The 17,568-nt window shown below is 71.3% G+C and carries 18 protein-coding genes; 9 read left to right on the forward strand and 9 right to left on the reverse strand.

Annotated features, from left to right (window positions below; translation table 11 throughout):
* Together Q0C41_RS15390 and Q0C41_RS15395 are read right to left on the reverse strand one after the other, a co-directional pair.
* Nucleotides 1-559 (reverse strand): copper homeostasis protein CutC (locus Q0C41_RS15390; RefSeq protein ID WP_291984929.1); only part of this gene is annotated, 559 nt, incomplete at its 3' end.
* Nucleotides 556-2,703, reverse strand: coding sequence for a thioredoxin domain-containing protein (locus tag Q0C41_RS15395; RefSeq protein WP_291984931.1), 2,148 nt, complete (start codon nucleotides 2,701-2,703; stop codon nucleotides 556-558). The genes Q0C41_RS15390 and Q0C41_RS15395, both read right to left, overlap by 4 nt.
* A gap of 48 nt (nucleotides 2,704-2,751) precedes the next feature.
* Between Q0C41_RS15395 and Q0C41_RS15400 the strand changes: the two genes are divergently transcribed.
* Nucleotides 2,752-3,291, forward strand: coding sequence for a DJ-1/PfpI family protein (locus Q0C41_RS15400; protein WP_291984933.1), 540 nt, complete (start codon nucleotides 2,752-2,754; stop codon nucleotides 3,289-3,291).
* A gap of 19 nt (nucleotides 3,292-3,310) precedes the next feature.
* On the forward strand, nucleotides 3,311-4,426 hold the full coding sequence (gene galK, locus Q0C41_RS15405; protein ID WP_291984935.1) for a galactokinase: 1,116 nt from the start codon (nucleotides 3,311-3,313) through the stop codon (nucleotides 4,424-4,426).
* A gap of 58 nt (nucleotides 4,427-4,484) precedes the next feature.
* Here galK and Q0C41_RS15410 read toward each other — a convergent pair whose 3' ends face one another.
* From Q0C41_RS15410 to Q0C41_RS15425, 4 genes are all read right to left on the reverse strand, one after another.
* Nucleotides 4,485-5,423, reverse strand: coding sequence for a YihY/virulence factor BrkB family protein (locus tag Q0C41_RS15410; RefSeq protein WP_291984937.1), 939 nt, complete (start codon nucleotides 5,421-5,423; stop codon nucleotides 4,485-4,487).
* Nucleotides 5,424-5,478: 55 nt separating this feature from the next.
* Nucleotides 5,479-5,811 (reverse strand): YtxH domain-containing protein, encoded by a 333-nt coding sequence (locus tag Q0C41_RS15415; protein ID WP_291984939.1) that lies wholly within the window; start codon nucleotides 5,809-5,811, stop codon nucleotides 5,479-5,481.
* Between the two features lie 18 nt (nucleotides 5,812-5,829).
* Nucleotides 5,830-6,069: a hypothetical protein gene (locus Q0C41_RS15420; RefSeq protein WP_291984941.1), complete on the reverse strand. Its 240-nt coding sequence runs from the start codon at nucleotides 6,067-6,069 to the stop codon at nucleotides 5,830-5,832.
* A gap of 92 nt (nucleotides 6,070-6,161) precedes the next feature.
* Nucleotides 6,162-7,586 (reverse strand): sigma-54 dependent transcriptional regulator, encoded by a 1,425-nt coding sequence (locus Q0C41_RS15425; RefSeq protein ID WP_291984943.1) that lies wholly within the window; start codon nucleotides 7,584-7,586, stop codon nucleotides 6,162-6,164.
* A gap of 172 nt (nucleotides 7,587-7,758) precedes the next feature.
* Here Q0C41_RS15425 and Q0C41_RS15430 point away from each other — a divergent pair, with 172 nt between their 5' ends.
* The 7 genes from Q0C41_RS15430 to Q0C41_RS15460 are packed head-to-tail and all read left to right on the forward strand — an operon-like array spanning nucleotide 7,759 to nucleotide 13,392.
* Nucleotides 7,759-7,938, forward strand: coding sequence for a hypothetical protein (locus Q0C41_RS15430; protein ID WP_291984945.1), 180 nt, complete (start codon nucleotides 7,759-7,761; stop codon nucleotides 7,936-7,938).
* 5 nt (nucleotides 7,939-7,943) lie between these two features.
* Nucleotides 7,944-9,551, forward strand: coding sequence for a carboxyl transferase domain-containing protein (locus tag Q0C41_RS15435; RefSeq protein ID WP_291984985.1), 1,608 nt, complete (start codon nucleotides 7,944-7,946; stop codon nucleotides 9,549-9,551).
* A gap of 14 nt (nucleotides 9,552-9,565) precedes the next feature.
* The gene (locus tag Q0C41_RS15440) at nucleotides 9,566-10,360 is read left to right on the forward strand and encodes an enoyl-CoA hydratase-related protein (protein WP_291984946.1); all 795 of its coding nucleotides are present in this window, start codon (nucleotides 9,566-9,568) and stop codon (nucleotides 10,358-10,360) included.
* Nucleotides 10,353-11,897: a biotin carboxylase N-terminal domain-containing protein gene (locus Q0C41_RS15445; RefSeq protein ID WP_291984948.1), complete on the forward strand. Its 1,545-nt coding sequence runs from the start codon at nucleotides 10,353-10,355 to the stop codon at nucleotides 11,895-11,897. Before Q0C41_RS15440 ends, Q0C41_RS15445 begins: the two co-directional genes overlap by 8 nt.
* Nucleotides 11,890-12,303, forward strand: coding sequence for an acetyl-CoA carboxylase biotin carboxyl carrier protein subunit (locus Q0C41_RS15450; protein WP_291984950.1), 414 nt, complete (start codon nucleotides 11,890-11,892; stop codon nucleotides 12,301-12,303). The genes Q0C41_RS15445 and Q0C41_RS15450 overlap by 8 nt, the downstream gene beginning before the upstream one ends.
* Complete coding sequence (locus Q0C41_RS15455; protein WP_291984952.1) at nucleotides 12,300-13,202, forward strand: hydroxymethylglutaryl-CoA lyase; 903 nt, start codon at nucleotides 12,300-12,302, stop codon at nucleotides 13,200-13,202. Before Q0C41_RS15450 ends, Q0C41_RS15455 begins: the two co-directional genes overlap by 4 nt.
* Nucleotides 13,203-13,209: 7 nt before the next feature.
* Nucleotides 13,210-13,392: a CPXCG motif-containing cysteine-rich protein gene (locus Q0C41_RS15460; protein ID WP_291984954.1), complete on the forward strand. Its 183-nt coding sequence runs from the start codon at nucleotides 13,210-13,212 to the stop codon at nucleotides 13,390-13,392.
* Between the two features lie 3 nt (nucleotides 13,393-13,395).
* On the opposite strand, the gene Q0C41_RS15465 is transcribed toward Q0C41_RS15460, so the two are convergent.
* From Q0C41_RS15465 to Q0C41_RS15475, 3 genes are all read right to left on the reverse strand, one after another.
* Nucleotides 13,396-14,547, reverse strand: a complete 1,152-nt coding sequence (locus tag Q0C41_RS15465; protein ID WP_291984956.1) for a SagB family peptide dehydrogenase — start codon at nucleotides 14,545-14,547, stop codon at nucleotides 13,396-13,398.
* 4 nt (nucleotides 14,548-14,551) lie between these two features.
* Nucleotides 14,552-14,761, reverse strand: a complete 210-nt coding sequence (locus tag Q0C41_RS15470) for a hypothetical protein (RefSeq protein WP_291984958.1) — start codon at nucleotides 14,759-14,761, stop codon at nucleotides 14,552-14,554.
* 71 nt (nucleotides 14,762-14,832) lie between these two features.
* Nucleotides 14,833-17,535: a serine/threonine-protein kinase gene (locus Q0C41_RS15475; protein WP_291984960.1), complete on the reverse strand. Its 2,703-nt coding sequence runs from the start codon at nucleotides 17,533-17,535 to the stop codon at nucleotides 14,833-14,835.
* Nucleotides 17,536-17,568 lie beyond the last annotated feature (33 nt).

The raw sequence follows: 17,568 nt of genomic DNA on the forward strand, positions 1-17,568 counted from the left end.
CGCCGCCGACGATGACGCGGATCGGCGCGATGCTGGCCTGCAGTCCCTCCAGCGCCTCGGCGCGGTCGGCCCACGACCCCGCCCCGCCCCCCGAGAGCACGCGATCCACCGCCGGGCACCGCCGCAGCGCCGCCGCGGGATCGCCGCTGATGCGCTCGATGGCCCGATGCACCGTGATGCGCGCACGAGGCACCCGCTCGGCCACCAGCGCCAGCGCGTCCTCGTCGATCTCCGACGACCCGTCGGCGGCCGCACGCACGTACCCGGTGACCACATCCACCGGCAGATCCGCGAACACCGCCGCGTCACGCCGGATCTCGTCGCGATGGGCGTCGTCGCCGACCAGGAAGGTGTTGCGCGGGCGAATCATCACCCGCAGGGGCAACGAGAGGCGCGCCAACAGGGCTTCGACCAGGCGCACGTCCGGCGTCAGGCCATCCGCCTGGATGTCGCGCACCACTTCGAGGCGTGTGGCGCCGCCCTCGGCGGCCGCGACGCCATCCTCCACCGACAACGCAATGATCTCGAGGGCATCCGCGATGCCCGTCTCCGTGGTCACGACATGGCTCCCAGCTGGCGCGCAAGGGTCTCGGGGTCGGTGGTCGGGGCCTGACAGGTGAACCCCTCGCACACGTACGCCGTGGCACGCTGATCGCGCAGGGTCAGCGTCTCGAGGAACGGCAGCAGGTGCGCGAGGCGCGCCTGCGCATGGCCTGGCGTCACCGGCACGACGATGGTGAAGGGCAGGTACTGGCGCGCGACCACCGCGTGCAGGGCCTGCGTGTCGGGATGGTCGGGGACGCCGACGATGACCACCTGTCGCAGCCCCGCGTGGTACGTCGTCAGCCCGGCCAGCATGTGCGGCACGGCGCGGGCCGCCTGCCCGATGGCCAGACCGCCCCGCGCCAGGGTGCGCTCGACGCGAGTGACCGCGGCGGCATCCGGCGCGAGGTGGACCAGCCGCAGCAGGTTGCTCACCGCGACGGCACTGGCGGAAGGCTCGGCGCCGTCGTAGTCCTCCTTCATGCGGAGGAGCACGCTCGGGTCGTCCCCGGTGGTCGAGAACCAGCCGCCGGCGACCTCGTCCCAGAAGCGATCGTCGAGCTGCGCCTGCAGGTCGCGCGCCCACTCCAGCCACGAGGCATCGCCCGTGGCCTCGAACAGCTCGAGCAGGCCCCACGCCAGGTACGCGTAATCTTCGGCGTACCCGTCGATGGCGGCGTCGCCGGCGCGCCAGCGCCGGAGCAGCGTGCCGCGGTTGGCATCCCAGACGGTGTCACGGAGGAACTGCGCCGCGCGCTCGGCGGCCCGGAGCCAGGTGTCCGCCTGGGGACTCTGGCTGCGCAGCTGGCGGGCGGCGCGAGCGAAGGCGGCGATCATCAGGCCGTTCCACGCCGTCAGGACCTTGTCGTCCAGCCGTGGCCGGGGCCGCTGGCCACGCGCCGTGAACAGGCGCTGGCGCACCGTGCGGAGGTCGCGGATGATCTCGTCGATGGGTCGTCCCAGGCTGGTGGCCAGGTCCTCGAGGTCGCGGGCCACGTGCAGCACGTTGCGGCCGCGGAACTCGCCCTGTGGGTCCTGCGCGTTGCCCTCCGGCAGCAGGCCGAACCGTTCGATGGCCAGCGGCGCCAGCGCCTCCCCCACCGCGTCGGTGACCTCCTCGAGGCTCCACAGGTAGAACGCCCCTTCGAGGCGGCGCGGATGCGGCACATCGGCCTCGTCGGCCGGCACGCTGTCGGCGTCCTCGGCCGACAGGAAGCCACCGTCCGGGCTGGTCATCTCGCGCGCGACGTACGCCAGGGTGTCTTCGGCGACCGAGGCGTAGAACGGATCGCCCGACGCCTGCGACGCCTCGAGCAGGGCAAGCACGAGTTGCGCCTGGTCGTAGAGCATCTTCTCGAAGTGCGGCACCCGCCAGAACGCATCCACCGAGTAGCGATGGAAGCCACCGCCGACGTGATCGCGCATGCCCCCGGTGGCCATGCCGCGCAGCGTCTCGAGGGACATCTCGAGGCCTTCGGGGTTGCCGGACACGGCGTACTGCCGCAGCAGGAACAGCAGTTCGGACGGCCGCGGGAACTTGGGCGCGGCGCCAAAGCCCCCGAAGCGGGCGTCGTAGGCCTGGACGTAGACGGCCAGGGCGGCGTCCAGGGCCGCGGGCGGCGCGATGTGCACACCGCCGTCGGGCGGCGGCTCGGGACGTGTGGCCTCCCGGAGCCGCTCGGTGAGGGTGGCGGCCGAGGCGGCGACGCGTGCCGGTTCCTCGCGCCAGGTGCGGCTGATCTCCTGCAGCACCTCGAGGAAGCCGGGGCGCCCGAAGCGGGCGGTCGGCGGAAAGTACGTGCCGCCGTAGAACGGCTGGAGATCGGGCGTCAGGAACACGCTCATCGGCCAGCCCCCCTGCCCGGTGGTGGCCTGGACGAACAGCATGTAGACGCGATCGATGTCCGGGCGCTCCTCGCGGTCGACCTTGATGCTGACGAAGTGCGCGTTGAGCAGGGCGGCGATGCCGGCGTGCTCGAACGACTCGTGCTCCATCACGTGGCACCAGTGGCAGGTGCTGTAGCCCACCGACAGGAAGATCGGCTTGTGGTCGGCGCGGGCGCGCGCGAGGGCGTCGGGGCCCCACGGGTACCAGTCCACGGGATTGGTGGCGTGCTGGAGGAGGTAGGGACTGCTCTCGCTCCCGAGGCGGTTGGCCATCAGGCGATCTTAGCGCTGATGTAATATCGCCATCCGGAGATCCATGCCGTGACAACCGAACAACGCAAGCGTGTGGCCCTGCTGGTGGAGGACGAGTTCGAGGATGCCGATGTGGCCGGCACCCGCGACCTCCTGCGTTCCGCCGGGGTCGAAGTGGTCGTTGTCGGCCCGATCGCCGGGCGTACCTACCGGGGCCGCAAGTCCCTCGAAATCGAAGCCGACCTCTCGGCCGGCAAGGCCCATGCGAAGGACTTCGACGCCGTCCTGATTCCGGGCGGCTACGCGCCCGACCGCATGCGCATGCGGCACGCGATGACCGATCTGGTGCGCGACATGCTCGCCGCGGGCAAGCCGGTGGCGGCCATCGACCGGGGTGCCCAGATGCTCATCTCCGTCAAGGCGGTCGCCGGGCGGATGATCACCTGCTGGCCGTCCATCGCCATCGACATCAAGAACGCCGGCGGCCGCTACGTGGACCGCCCCGTGGTCGAGGACGGCTGCGTCATCACCGCGCGCAAGGCCGACGACGTGCCGCATTTCGCCGCCGCCATCCTGAAGGCCCTCGGCAATCTGCAGCCGGCGTCCTGAGCCTCGAGCCTGCCCGCCCGTGACAGAGATTCCGCACCACGACATCATCCGGCACCTGGGCCATCGCCGCACCGTCATCGGTGAGGCGCCGGGGCGGGTCAATCTGATCGGCGAGCACACCGACTACTCCGGCGGCTTCGTCCTGCCGACCGTCATTCCGCAGACCACCGCTGTCGCCGTCGCGGCCAATGCCGACGGCGCCTCCCGGGCGTGGAGCGCCTCGGTGCCGCACGACCAGCAGCAGGTCCGCTTCGTGGTCGGTGAAGAAGCACGCACGAGTACGTGGGTCGACTACGTGCAGGGCGCCACGGCCGTGCTGCGTGCCGCCGGCCATCGTGTCGGCGGCTTCGATGCGGTCATCCGCTCCGAGGTGCCGCTCGGCAGCGGGCTGTCGTCGAGCGCCTCGCTGACGGTCGCGGTGTTGCGGGCCCTGCGCGATCTCTTCCAGCTGCACATCGACGATGTCGTGCTGGCCGGGCTGGCGCGGCGGGTCGAGACCGACTTCATCGGCGTACCGGTGGGCGTCATGGACCCCATCGCCTGCGCGCTGGGCGCAGCCAATCACGCCCTCTTCCTCGACACGCGCGACCTCTCCTGGCAGCTGGTGCGCATCCCGTCGACGGCGGAGTTCGCCGTCATCAACTCGGGGATCAGCCACAGCCATGCCACCGGCAGCTACCGGCAGCGTCGTCAGGAATGCGATGCGGCGACGCGGGCGCTCGGCGTCCACGAGATCCGGGACCTGAGCGAGTACGGCCAGCGGCGCATCGAGCAGTTGCCCGAGTTCCTGCGCAAGCGCGCCCGCCACATCGTCTCCGAGAACGCCCGGGTGCTGGCCGCCGTCGAGGCCCTGCGCAAGCGCGACATGGCCCGCTTCGGCGTGCTGATGGACGAGTCGCACGCCTCGCTGCGCGACGACTACGAGATCTCGCTGCCCCAGATCGATCGGATGGTGGAGATTGCCCGGTCCCAGCGCGGGGTCCTCGGAGCCCGCATCACCGGCGGCGGCTTCGGCGGGTCGATCGTCGTGCTGACGCTGGCGGGCCAGGCCGTGCGGGTGGCCACCGCGGTGGCGCAGGCGGCGCGCGACGAACTCGGCCTGCGCCCGCAGGTCCTCGTGCCACCGACGAAGTAGCCGCGCCGATCCGGGGCCGCACGCCGCCCGCGCCGCCGCGACACCGCCGCCCCGCGCGTCAGGCGTCGCGCTGACGGGCCAGCCGGCGAATCTGCGCGTACGCGACCGTCATCTCCACCCCGTAGAGCAGGACCACCGCCGACACGTAGACCCACAGCAGGAAGACCACGACGCTGGCGATGGTGCCGTGGATGCTGAAGCGTGAGAGGTCGCGCACGTACCAGCTGAATCCCGCGAGCGCCGCCCGCCACAACACACCAGCGACGATCGCGCCGGGCCAGACGTCGCGGAATCGCACCTTGTTGGTGTTGGGCACGAAGTAGAAGATCAGCCCCATCACGAGGATGAACAGCAGCATGCTGGCCCAGCGCGCCCACAGGCCGCGCAGCCAGTCGAGTGCGGGCATGGCGCCGACGGCGGTGGCAAACCAGTTGGCCTCGATCACCGACCCGGCACTGATCAGCACCAGGGCGGCCAGCAGCAGCACGCCTGACGCCACCAGCATCAGGAACGCCACCAGCTTGTGCTTGAAGTAGTTCGGCTGGCGATCGACCTTCCACGCGTAGTTGACCGCGGTCGTGATGGCGCCGAACACCCCCAGCGCCGACCAGATCATCACCAGACTGGCCGCCAGCCCGAGCTGGATGCGTTGCTGCCGGAAGGCATCGACCTGCGTGGAGATGAAGTCGAACTGGCGCGGGAAGTAGCGCAGCACGAAGTTGAACACCCGCAGCCGCGAGTCCTCATCGGTGGTGGCGCTGCCGAGGATCGAGAACAGCAGCAGGAACAGCGGGAACAACGACAGCAGCGCGTAGAACGAGATCGACGAGGCGTACGTCAGGTTGTCGCTGTTGAGGAAGCGGACCAGTCCTCGCCAGGCCGCGACGCCGATGGCGCGGGGCAGGGAGCGGGCCCACCGCCACAGCTGATGGGGCCAGGACGGCGGCGGGCCGGCAGGCTCCGGCACCGTGTCGAGGGGAGCGAGTCGACGGCTCACGACGTGGAGGGGGCGGACGGAGATGCGCTCCGTCCGCGGCCGGGAGGCGTGTGCCTCAGCTGAGGGTCTCGTCGCCGTCGGCGACGGCGGCGATCGGATCGCGGCCCTCGCGCACGGCCTGCGCGGCGTCGCGCGCCTTCTCGGCGGCCGTCTGGTAGATGGCCTTGCCGCGCTCGGTGAACTGCGCGACGCGGTCGGACGCCGAGCCGAGCCCTTCGCGCGCCTTGTCCTTGACGCGCTGGGCCCGTTCGGCCACCTCGCGACGCGTCTCGTCGCCCGGCTTCGGTGCGAACAGCAGGGCCAGGCCCGCCCCCAGCATCGAACCGGCGATGAAACCGATCAGGAAGGTCGCGCCGCTGTTGCGGCCGTTGGCATCGTCGTGGCTCATGGCATTCCTCGTCCGGGGCTAGCCGCGCCCGGTGTCGCGTGTGATGTCGCGGAGCGTCGACCAGCTCTGGTCCGCGACGCCGCGCGCGTGCTGCACCGACGCCTGCAGGTCCTGCAGGCGGCCAATCACGTCCTCCAGCCCGGGCCCCAACTGCTCCCGCAACGCTTCCCCATGCTTCGTGAACATGAGGTAGCCCGCCACGGCGCCGCCCGCGGCGCCTGCCAGTGCCGACAACATGATCTTCGTCCGGTCGTTCACGCGCTCGGTCCTCCAGACGCCCCGCGACCGCGGGACGCATCGTGTCATTTGACCACGTGACCGCAGCACATGCCAGCCACCCGCCGACCTCATCAGGCCGGCGATTCGCTCGGCACGTCGACCGCCAGGCGGCGACGGGCCCGCGGCGGCGACGTGATGCCATGCTTCTTCATCTTGCTGTACAGCGTCGGCCGGTACAGACCGAGCTGCTGCGCCGCCTCCTGCTTGTTCCAACTGGTGCGCTGCAGGGCCTGCAGGATGGCCATGCGCTCGATTTCGGCCAGCGTCGCCGTCGCCGGCAGCAGGTCCGGCGAGATCGGCCCCCCTCCCGACGAGGCGACGACGGACTCGGGCAGATCCTCGGGGAGCAGGTCCTGCCCACGTGCCACGAGCACGCCGCGTTCGATGACGTTCTCGAGCTCGCGAATGTTGCCGGGCCAGCGGTGCTGCATGAGGCGGTGGTAGGCCGCCGGATTGAGACCACGCAACGCCCGCCCGTGGCGCGTGTTGTAGAGCGCCAGGAAGTGCTGGCAGAGCGGCGCGAGGTCCTCGAGCCGCTCGCGCAGCGCCGGCACCCGCACGGTGATGGTGTTGATGCGGAAGTAGAGGTCCTCGCGCAGCCGCCCCTCGCGCAGCGCCGCCTCCACATCGACGTTGGTGGCGCAGATGAGCCGGAAGTCGACCCGCACGCTGCGATCGCTGCCGATGGGCCGGAACTCGCGCTCCTGCAGCACGCGCAGCAGCTTGGCCTGCAGATACGACGGCATCTCGCCGATCTCGTCGAGCAGCAGCGAACCACCTTCGGCCATCGCCAGCAGGCCCGCCTTGTCGGTGAAGGCCCCCGTGAACGCCCCCCGCCGGTAGCCGAACAGCTCCGCCTCGATCAGTTCCTTGGGCAGGGCCGCGCAGTTGATCTTGATGAACGGCCCCTCGGCACGGGCGCTGTGCGCATGGATCGCGTTGGCAATCAGTTCCTTCCCCGTCCCGTTGTCGCCGAGCACGAGGATGTTGGCGTCGCTGCCGGCCACCGCCCCCACGAGTTCGTAGAGCTCGAGCATCTTCTTGCTCTGGCCGACGATGGCCGGGAAGCGGCGAGGGGCATCGAGCTGCCGCCGCAACTGGCGGTTCTCGACGCGCAGCCGCACGCGCTCGGCCGCGCGCTCGAGTTCCTCGGCCAGTTCATCCGGCTCCACCGGTCGGCCGACGACGGCGAAGGCCCCGGCCCGCAACCACTCGGCCGTGCGCACATCGGTCTCGCCCCGGCGCACGACTACGGCGTCGGCATCGGGCAGCAGATGGCGCCAGTGCCGCAACAGGTCGGGTCCCCCCTCGTCCGCCACCCCGAGCGCGACCAGCAGGATGTCGGGCGCCCAGACGTCGACGGCCTCCTCGACCCCGGCGGCCGACGTCTCGCGCAGGTCCACCAGACGACGCTCGTTCACACGATCCAGGCCGAGACGGAGCCCCGCATCGATCTCGCCGACGAGCAGCACACGCAGCGCGGTGTCAGCGGCCATGTCGTTGTTCCGGACAGGTAAGGCGCGCCGGGCTGTCTGGACTGGAGACGACCAATGTCGTGTTTACATGCATCACAGGGTTCAGCGTAACAAACGCGGACGCGGGAGTCGTCATTTCTTCACTGAGACCTGCCCGCAGCGGTCCTGGTTCCGCGGGCCCTATAATCCGGCCATGCCCCAGGATCCGTCTGTGCCGCCGGCGTCGTCGCCTCGCGAGACGACCCCGATCCGTCCCCAACCCCAGTGCGATCCCCCCACGGTCTGCGACCGCTGCGGCGCCGAGATGTTCCGGATGCATGCGGTGTGGCGCTGCCCGGCGTGCGGCTACAAGACCGACTGCTGCGGCTGGTGACCTCCATGGACCGCCTGCCCTCGTCGGTCGATCCGCACAGCGCGTCGTTCCGGCGCAACGCCGCGCGGATGGACGCGCTGATGGTCGAGTTGCGAACACGTCGGGCCCTGGCCCGCGAGGGCGGTGGCGCCGAGGCCCAGGCGCGGCAACGCGCGCAGGGCAAGCTGACGGTCCGTGACCGCCTCGAGCGCCTGCTCGACGCCGGCACACCGTTCCTGGAACTGTCGCCCCTGGCCGCGTGGGATGTCTACGACGGCGATGCCCCCGGCGCCGGGTTGGTCACGGGCATCGGTCGCGTCTCGGGCCGCGAAGTGCTCATCGTGGCCAACGACGCCACCGTGAAAGGGGGCACCTACTTCCCCTTGACGGTGAAGAAGCACCTGCGCGCGCAGGAGGTGGCGCTCGAGAATCGGCTGCCGTGCATCTACCTGGTGGATTCGGGTGGCGCCTTCCTGCCCCTGCAGGCGGAGGTGTTCCCCGACCGCGATCACTTCGGCCGCATCTTCTTCAACCAGGCGCGCATGTCGGCCGAGGGCATCGCGCAGATTGCCGTGGTGATGGGCTCGTGCACCGCCGGGGGGGCGTATGTTCCCGCGATGTCGGACGAAACCGTCATCGTCACCGGGACCGGCACGATCTTCCTCGGCGGGCCGCCACTGGTGAAGGCGGCCACTGGCGAGGACGTCACGGCCGAGGCCCTGGGTGGCGCCGACGTGCATACCCGGCTGTCCGGGGTGGCCGACTACTTCGCCGAGGACGACGCCGACGCGCTGCACCTGGCACGCACCATCGTCGCCAGCGTCCCGGTGCCGCCAGCGGTCCCCGTCGACCGCATCGCCGCGGAGCCGCCGGCATACGACCCGCGGGAGTTGTATGGCCTGATCCCTGACGATCTGCGCAAGGCGTGTGATGCGCGCGACGTGATCGCGCGGCTGGTCGACGGATCGCGCTTCGACGAGTTCAAGGCCCGTTACGCGCCGACGGTGGTGACCGGCTTTGCGCGCCTCCACGGCTACCTCGTGGGCATCATCGCCAACAACGGGGTGCTCTTCTCCGAGTCGGCCCTCAAGGCGACGCACTTCATCCAGCTGTGCGATCAGCGCGGCGTGCCGATCGTCTTCCTCCAGAACATCACCGGCTTCATCGTCGGGGCCCAGTACGAACGCGCCGGCATCGCCAAGGATGGCGCCAAACTGGTGCACGCGGTGGCCACGGCGCGCGTGCCCAAGTTCACGGTGGTGATCGGGGGCTCGTTCGGCGCCGGCAACTACGGCATGTGCGGCCGCGCCTTCGCGCCGCGTCTGCTCTGGATGTGGCCCAACGCGCGCATCTCCGTCATGGGAGGCGAGCAGGCCGCCGGGGTGTTGACGACGGTGAAGCGTGACCAGCTCGACCGACAGGGCCGGACGCTCAGCGCCGAGGACGAGGCCGCCATCCGCGACCCCTTGCTCGAGAAGTACGAGCACGAGGGATCGCCGTACTACTCGACGGCCCGGCTGTGGGATGACGGCATCCTCGACCCGCTGGACACGCGTGATGCGCTCGGACTCGGCATCGCGATCAGCCATCACGCGCCGCTGCCGCCGAGGCAGACCGGCGTCTTCCGCATGTGACCGGGGCGACGCGCATGACAGGACTGCAGGTCGAGCGACGGGGCGGCGAGGTGTGGTGGACGCTCGATCGGCCCGAGGTCCGCAATGCCCTCGACGATGCGCTGGTGGCGACGCTGCGTGACGAAGCACGGCGAGTCGCCACGGACGCCTCCGTGCGAGTCGTGGTGCTGTCGGGCGCCGGCGCCTCGTTCTGTGCCGGCGCCGATCTCGGCTGGATGCGTCGCATGCGCGACTACGACGACGCGCGCAATCTCGAGGACGCCCTGGCGGTGGCCGACCTGTTCCATGCGCTGGCCTCCCTGCCAATGCCATTGGTGGCGCGCGTGCATGGCGCTGCCCTCGGCGGCGGGTCGGGCCTGCTCGCGGTGAGCGATTTGGTGGTGGCGCGCGACGACACCGTGCTCGGCTTCACCGAGGCCCGCGTCGGCATCCTGCCGGCCACGATTGCCCCGTACGTGATCCGGCGCATCGGCATCGCCGCCGCACGGACCCTGTTCCTGCGGGCGCACCGCCTGTCGGCCGGCGAGGCCCTGCGGCTGGGCCTGGTCGACGACGTCTGCGGTGCCGATCGGCTGGATGCGGTGCTGCGCGAGCGCCTTGACGAACTGGCGCTCGGCGCCGCGTCGGCCCATCGCGCCACCAAGGCGCTGCTCGGCGCGCTGGCGCCCCTGCCCGATGCGGCCGAGCGCCGCCTGACGGCGGAGGCCATTGCCCGCCAGCGCGTGAGTGAGGACGGCCAGGAAGGCCTGCGCGCCTTCCTCGAGCGTCGGCCGCCGTCCTGGCACGCGACGGAGCCCGGACGTGCGTAAGGTCCTGATTGCCAATCGAGGAGAGATCGCCGTCCGCATCGCACGCGCCTGCCGCGAGCGGGGCCTCGGCGTAGTGGCCATCTACGCCGGCCCGGACGCCACCCGCGCCCACGTCCTGGGCGCCGACGACGCCGTGTGCCTGGACCTCCCCGCCAGCGACGCCGGTGGCACACCGGTCGAGGCACGCCCCGTCTCGGCGTACCTGTCGGTGGACCGCGTCATCGACGCCGCCCGACAGTCGGGCGCCGACGCGATCCATCCCGGCTACGGCTTCCTGAGCGAACGGCCGGCTCTCGCGGCCGCCTGCGCCGACGCCGGGTTGACCTTCATCGGCCCCTCCGCCGACGTCATCGCCCGCATGGGCTCCAAGCTGGAGGCACGTCGGCTCATGGAGGCTGCCGGTGTTCCCTGCGTGCCCGGGGCGCGGCCCGAGGATCAGTCGCTCGACGCGCTGCGGGCGGCCGGCACGCGCGTCGGCTTTCCGCTGATCGTCAAGGCCTCGGCCGGTGGGGGTGGCAAGGGCATGCGCGTCGTCGAGCGCGCCGAGGATCTCGACGAGGCCCTGGGCGCGGCCCGTCGCGAGGCGGAGGCCGCCTTCGGCGACGGCACGCTGTACGTCGAGCGGCGGATTGACGGCGCCCGGCACATCGAGGTCCAGATCATCGCCGACGACCACGGTGCGACCCTGCATCTCGGCGAACGCGAGTGCTCGCTGCAACGCCGGCATCAGAAGGTCATCGAGGAAGCGCCGTCGCCGGTCGTCTCGGCGGCGCTCCGCGCACGGATGGGCGCGGCTGCCGTGGCGGCGGCGCGCGCGGCAGGGTATCGCAATGCGGGCACCGTCGAGTTCCTCCTCGAGGGCGATGGCGACGAGGCCGCGTTCTACTTCCTCGAGATGAACACGCGCCTGCAGGTCGAGCACCCGGTGACCGAGCTCGTCATGGGTGTCGATCTCGTGCACCTGCAACTCGATGTCGCCGAGGGGAGGCGCCTCGACTTCTCGCAAGAGGCTCTGGTGCCGCGCGGGCACGCCGTCGAATGCCGGGTCTATGCCGAGGCACCGGCGCAGGGCTTCCTGCCCCAGGCCGGCCCCGTGCTGCGCTACCACGAGCCGCAGGGTCCGGGCATTCGCGTCGACAGCGGCGTGCGCGAAGGGGACGACATCACCCCGGACTTCGACCCGCTGCTGGCCAAGCTGGTGACGTCCGCGCCGACCCGCGCCCTTGCCCTGGCACGCGCCGCACAGGCGCTGCGCGAGTTCGTGATCCTCGGGTTGCACACGAACATCCCGTACCTGCTGCGGGTGCTCCTGCATCCCGACGTGCAGGCCGGCCGAATCGACACGGGGTGGCTCGCCGCTCATCACGACCCGTTGGTGGCCACGCCGTCAGCGGACGATCTCGCCGCGCTCGCCGCGGTGGCCGCGCAGCATCGTCGGCTGCCGCGAGGCGAGCAACGCGGAGGCCCGATCGGATCGTCGCGCGGGCCCGAGGCCCTCGCCAGCCCCTGGGTCGCGTTGGGAGGGTGGCGTGGCTGAGTGGCAGGTCGAGCACCGCGCCGATGGAACCTGGCGCCTGACGCGTCCCGATGGCACGCCGCGCACCGCCCACGCGGTGACCGGCCCAGACGACGCCGTGTGGGTGCATCTCGAGGGCGAGGTCCTGCGCGTGCCGGCAGAGACGGAGGCGCGCGCCCGGTCGCATGCGCACGGCCATGCGACCCTCGAAGCGCCGATGCCCGCGCAGGTCACGGCGGTCCTGGTCCAGCCGGGCGACGACGTGGCAGCCGGCACCACGCTGCTGCTGCTCGAAGCCATGAAGATGGAGTTGCCGCTGAAGGCCCCGACCGCCGGACGCGTGGAGGCGATCCACTGCGCCCCCGGTGACCGCGTCGCCCCGGGACGGCCTCTCGTCGACCTCGTGGATGGCGAGGCCGTGACGTGAACGTCACCGTCGTCGAGCTGGGACCACGCGACGGGCTGCAGAACGAGCCGACGCCCGTCTCGGTCGCCGATCGTCTCGCCTTCGCGCGCGCTCTTGGCCGCGCGGGGCTGACGCGCATCGAGGCCGGCGCCTTCGTGCATCCGAGTCGGGTGCCGCAGATGGCGAGCAGTGACGAGGTCTGCGCGGCGCTGGTCGCCGATCCGCACCTGGTGGCGGGGCACGTCCGCTTCTCGGCGCTCGTCCCGAATCTGCGCGGGCTCGAACGTGCGATCGCCACCGGCCTGCGCGAGGTGGCCGTGTTCCCGGCGGCGTCAGAAACCTTCAGCCACCGCAACCTGAACCAGTCGGTCGACGAGGCGCTGGCCACCGCGCGCGCGGTCTGCGTGGCCGCCCAGGGGGCCGGCGTCCGCGTGCGGGGCTATGTGTCCACGGCGTTCGGGTGTCCCTACGAAGGCCAGGTACCCGTTGCCGCGGTCCTGCGCGTCTGCGAGGCCCTGCTGGCCATGGGCGTCTTCGAGATCGCCGTCAGCGACACGATCGGCGTCGCGCATCCGGGCCAGGTCCGGGCGCTGATCCGGGAGTTGCAGGCGGCCGTGCCGGTGACGGCGGTGGCCATGCACTTTCACGACACGAGAGGGACGGCGCTGGCCAACGTGCTGGCGGCGCTCGACGCGGGCATCGCGACCTTCGACGCCTGCGCCGGCGGACTCGGCGGGTGTCCGTTCGCGCCGGGCGCCACCGGCAATCTCGCCACCGAAGATCTGCTCTACATGCTGCATGGCCTCGGACTCGCGCGCGAGATCGATCTCGAGGCGGTGGTCGCGGCATCGGCGCGCATCGAGCCCGCCATCGGGCATCCGCTGCCATCGCGCTACTATCGAGCGTCGCAGGTGCGATGACCGTCCGATGGACATCGAATCCAGTTGCCCCTATTGCGGCGAGTCGATCACGCTCAGCGTCGACGTGACGGCCGGCCGCCGCCAGATCTACGTCGAGGATTGCTGGGTCTGCTGTCGTCCGATGGACATTCTCGTCACCGTCCACTCACGCGACGACGTGGACGTCGAGGTGCGCGCGAGCGACGAGTGACGTTCACGTCTCGTCGCCGATCAGACCACGACCGAGCGCCGTGACGTCGAGCCTCGGGGCCGGACGTCCCGCGTGCGGCTGCCACGGTCCACTGGCGACCTGACCGACGCCCATGACGTACATCGCGGGCTGCGCCTGGCCGTCGAGGCCGAGGTCGGTTTCGATGGCGGTCTCGGCCATCGCCGCCGTGCAGAACGGCGCCAACCCCAGCGCCGTCGCCACGAGGCAGAAGGACTGGGCGAGGTGGCCGGCCTCGATCAGGATGACGCGATAGGCCCGGGCGCTGCGGTACCGCCACGCCACCCGCGCGAGCTCCGATGCCAGCACCACGATGACCGCGGCCTCCTCGTAGCCGTGCTGTGTCGGCAGCCACCGCGTCACCGCGGCCGGCGCGACGGCCTGGTCGATGGTCGACAGCGTGTGGTCCCCTGGGCGGTAGTGGTACGGCCCGGGAGCGAGGCCATCCACGTGTCGTGCCCAGACGTAGGCCTCGAGGCTATGCCGCGCGCCACCGGAGGGCGACGTCTTCAGTGCGAGGGGCCCCTCAGCGGCTTGTGCCCAGGCCTGCACGCCAAAAGTGACGCCGAGCAGCGTGGCGAGGTCGGCCAGTGCGATGGGACCGGGCCCGAACCGCCGGTGTGTCCGTCGGTCGCGGAGGGCGGCGCGCAGCGTCTGCTCCTCGAGGCAGGGCGCCGGCAGGGGCAGGATCGACGCGCCGAGCGATGGAAGGATCGGATCCGGCCGCGGCCCCGCGTTGTCGGTTCCGGAAGCACCGCCGCGTCCGAAGGCGACGTCGCGCGTCGCGGCGTGAAACAGTGACGCGGCCGGCGACCAGGCGGCCCAGGGGCCGGTTCGCGCCCCCGGGCTGGACGCCGTGTGCGGTCCGCCCTCGGCGTCGGTCTCGATGAGGTCGTGCGCGTGAAGGCCATCGACGAGCACGGCCAGCGCGGCGACCGGCAGGGCCAGCGCCTCGGCGAGCGTGTCGATCGCGGTCCACGTGTCCAGGTGATCGAGGACCTCGAGCACGAGATCGGTGGCCGGCACGCCGGACGGCCGGCGGGCCGACTGCACGACCCGCCCCGTGCCCTCCCAGAGACACAGGACGTGCGGCGCGCGCCGCAGGCGACGGCGCCCGTCGTCAGCCGCTGCGGTCACGAGATCAGGCAGGGAATTCGTACACCGCGTCGTTGGCGTCGCGGTTCCAGCACTCCGACTGCAACAGCAGCGAGGCGCCCTGCAGGGTGGCCTTGAGGGCCTTGGTGTGGCGCAGGGCCTTGGCGTCGGTGGGAACCTCGGCCCCCTCCAGTTCCTTCAGCAACTGCTCGATCGCATCGACAACGGGACGGAGCGAGACCTTCTTCTTCGACATCGGCAGACTCCTTTCGGGCCGCATGGGGCGGCGTGACACTGACAGGCGACGGGAAGCGCCCGCATGCTACCTCACGGACCTTCGTAGACGGCGAGGATCTGTGACCAGCGGGGATCCCCGCGGACGACAGCGAAGCGGGGATCGACCCGCAGATACGCCAGGCGCGAGCTCTTGCCGCGTGCGGCCACCTCCAGCCACGGAAACACCTGATCGGTCTGTTCGAGACCGGCGTGCGCCGTGGCGAGGAAGAAGGCGAGGTTCGGTCGCTCGCTGTCGGCAGCCGCATCGAGCTGGGCACGGACCTGCGCCAGCTGCTTGTTCGAGTCCTCGTGACGCCCGAGACGACCGAGTGCGGCCGCGATCTGGGCCTGGGCGAAGGCATCGCGCCCGTTGCGTCGTGTCAGCAGTTGCCGACACGTACTGAGCGCCTCCTCGAACTTGCCGACGACGACGAAGATCCGGCACTGCCCCACCAGCGCCGACTCCAGCGCCGAGTCCACCGTGCGCAACTGCTGGAACATGTCCAGCGCCTCCTCGTCGCGGCCCGCGTAGTGCAGGCTCATCGCGAGGTAGCCCTTGACGGTGGTGGAGAGCGGCGCCAGGCGACGCGCCTCGGTGAGCTGCTCGACCGACTCGGCCGTGCGCCCACGACCGGCCAGCAGCATGGCGTACCGCGAGCGGGCGTAGACGTTGCTGCTGTCACGCGACAGCGCCTCATGGAACTCGTGCTCGGCGCGGGCCCAGTCGTGCTGGTCCTCCGCGTACAGATCGGCCACCGCGGCGCGGGCGTCGGCGTTCTCGGAATCGCGCGCCAGCGCCATCGACGCTGCGGTCCGCGCGAGTTCGAAGGCCGTCGCGGGTGGCAGCACACCGAACCGGTACTGCGTCAGCAGGCACTGGGCCCAGCGCGCGTACCCGGCCGCGAACGTCGGATCGGCGTCGGTCGAGGCCTTGAACGACTGGCAGGCCTGCGTCACGCCCTCGGCGCTTTCGGTCGCGATCTGGCGCAGCCCGCGACTGAAGTTCTCGAGCGCCTCGGGATTGCCACGTGAGGCCGCGGCGTGCACGGTGCCACGCAGCGCTTCCGGGTTCAGCCGCAGCGGCGCCGCGAGCGCGCTGGCCAACGCCTCGCTGAGACTGTCGAGGGTCGCCGCCGGGCCGATCGACGGCAGCGTCACCGGCAGCGCCCCGGCCATCATCAGGCGGACGGTCGCGTGATAGCCGTCCGGCAACTCCCGCACGGGCAGCAACTCGACGACGGCGTCGGTCTGCAACGTCGCCATGATCGAGGTCGTCGTGGTGACCGCGTCGTTGAGGACGGCGACGGCCTCGGCACTCGTCACGCGCACCTCGGGAGACGACCGCAGGCGCGCCCCGAGACTGCTCGCCACCGAGAAGGTCAGCGGATCGAAGGGCGACGCCTCGGTCAGCAAGGGCCGAATGGCCACCACCGGCTTGACCGCCGTGGCGCGCTGCAACGCCGGCACGGCGTCTCGCGGCAGCAGCCACGCGAGGAGCGCGACGAGGATGGCCCCGAGCACGAAGCCGAGGCTGGCAACGTGCCACCAGCGGAAGAGTCGTCCGCGACGCGTGTCGCCCACGAGCGGCATCGGGGTGTCGGTCGATGCCGGCGTGGCGAGCGCGGCCGCCAGGGTCTCGCGGTCCACCGTGATCGTGCTGTCGAGTCCGAGCGACCGGGCCAGCGCCTCCTGCAGCGCCCCGGCGCTCGCATAGCGCCGGTCGGCCTCGGGATGCGCGGCGCGCTCGACCACGCGGGCGAAGTCGTCGGCCAGATCGGGTCGGGCATCGTGCAGGCGGAAGCGACGGCCTTCGCGATGCGCCTGGCGGAGGTCGTCGAGCGAACTCGCGCTCACCGGGTACTGCCCCGTCACCAGGTGGAAGAGCAACACGCCGAGGCCGTAGATGTCGGAGCGGACCGTGGCTTCGCCGCCGCGGAACAGCTCGGGCGCCAGATAGAGCGGCGTGCCCGTCAGCCGGCCCGAGGGCGCGGCCCCCGCGGCATGGGCGTCCTGCCCGGCCCCGAAGTCCATCAGGACCAGGCGGCCACCCTCTTCGCGCATGACGTTCTGCGCCTTGATGTCGCGGTGCACGAGGCCCGCCTTGTGCACCGCGGCCAGCGCGCGGCACAACTCCTGGCCGATCAGCGCCGCCTCACGCGCACCGAACGAACCGGTCGAGCGCAGCAGCTGCTCGAGCGTGCGGCCACGGATGTACTCCATCCACAGGCCGATGCGCCCGTCCTGCTCCTCCACCCCGAACACGGTGACGACGTTGCGATGCCGGACGCGGGCGAGGATGCGTCCCTCGTGCAGGATCTTCTCGGCGAGCTCGGCCGTCTGCCGGCCCTTGCGCAGCAGCTTCAGCGCCACGTCCCGATCGAGGCGTGTGTCGCGCGCACGGTAGACGTTGCCGAAGGAGCCCTGGCCAATCTGCTCGATGAGCTCGAGGTGCCCCCAGCGGTCGAGCGGCTGCGTGGAGGGCGGTGGCAGCACCCGCTCCTCGACCGTCGGGGCGTCGGTGTCGGCCAGCGGCGGCCCGATCCGGCCCACCACCCGTCCGCGTGATTCCGCGAGCGTCGCCGACGCGTCGGACCGGTGCAGCTGAGCCACGTTGGCCAGCACGCGCAGGTCCTGCAGCAACTGCCGGTCCTCATCGTCCTGGACCGACGCCTCGAGGTCCTTCCAGTCGATGTCGACCGAGCCGTCGGCGACCGAGGCGGCCAATTCGAGGAGTCTGGTGCGTTGCGCGCTCATGGGTGTCGGAGCGGTCAGCATCCTCCAACCGGC

It is taken from the genome of Luteitalea sp. (assembly GCF_022842525.1).
Taxonomy (GTDB): domain Bacteria; phylum Acidobacteriota; class Vicinamibacteria; order Vicinamibacterales; family Vicinamibacteraceae; genus Luteitalea.

Excerpts from the sequence above, each read along its gene's own strand:
- Q0C41_RS15395 (WP_291984931.1), bottom strand. The coding sequence starts at position 2,703 with ATGGCCAACCGCCTCGGGAGCGAGAGCAGTCCCTACCTCCTCCAGCAC.
- Q0C41_RS15415 (WP_291984939.1), bottom strand. The coding sequence starts at position 5,811 with ATGAGCCACGACGATGCCAACGGCCGCAACAGCGGCGCGACCTTCCTG.
- Q0C41_RS15425 (WP_291984943.1), bottom strand. The coding sequence starts at position 7,586 with ATGGCCGCTGACACCGCGCTGCGTGTGCTGCTCGTCGGCGAGATCGAT.
- Q0C41_RS15430 (WP_291984945.1), top strand. The coding sequence starts at position 7,759 with ATGCCCCAGGATCCGTCTGTGCCGCCGGCGTCGTCGCCTCGCGAGACG.
- Q0C41_RS15435 (WP_291984985.1), top strand. The coding sequence starts at position 7,944 with ATGGACCGCCTGCCCTCGTCGGTCGATCCGCACAGCGCGTCGTTCCGG.
- Q0C41_RS15440 (WP_291984946.1), top strand. The coding sequence starts at position 9,566 with ATGACAGGACTGCAGGTCGAGCGACGGGGCGGCGAGGTGTGGTGGACG.
- Q0C41_RS15460 (WP_291984954.1), top strand. The coding sequence starts at position 13,210 with ATGGACATCGAATCCAGTTGCCCCTATTGCGGCGAGTCGATCACGCTC.
- Q0C41_RS15470 (WP_291984958.1), bottom strand. The coding sequence starts at position 14,761 with ATGTCGAAGAAGAAGGTCTCGCTCCGTCCCGTTGTCGATGCGATCGAG.
- Q0C41_RS15475 (WP_291984960.1), bottom strand. The coding sequence starts at position 17,535 with ATGAGCGCGCAACGCACCAGACTCCTCGAATTGGCCGCCTCGGTCGCC.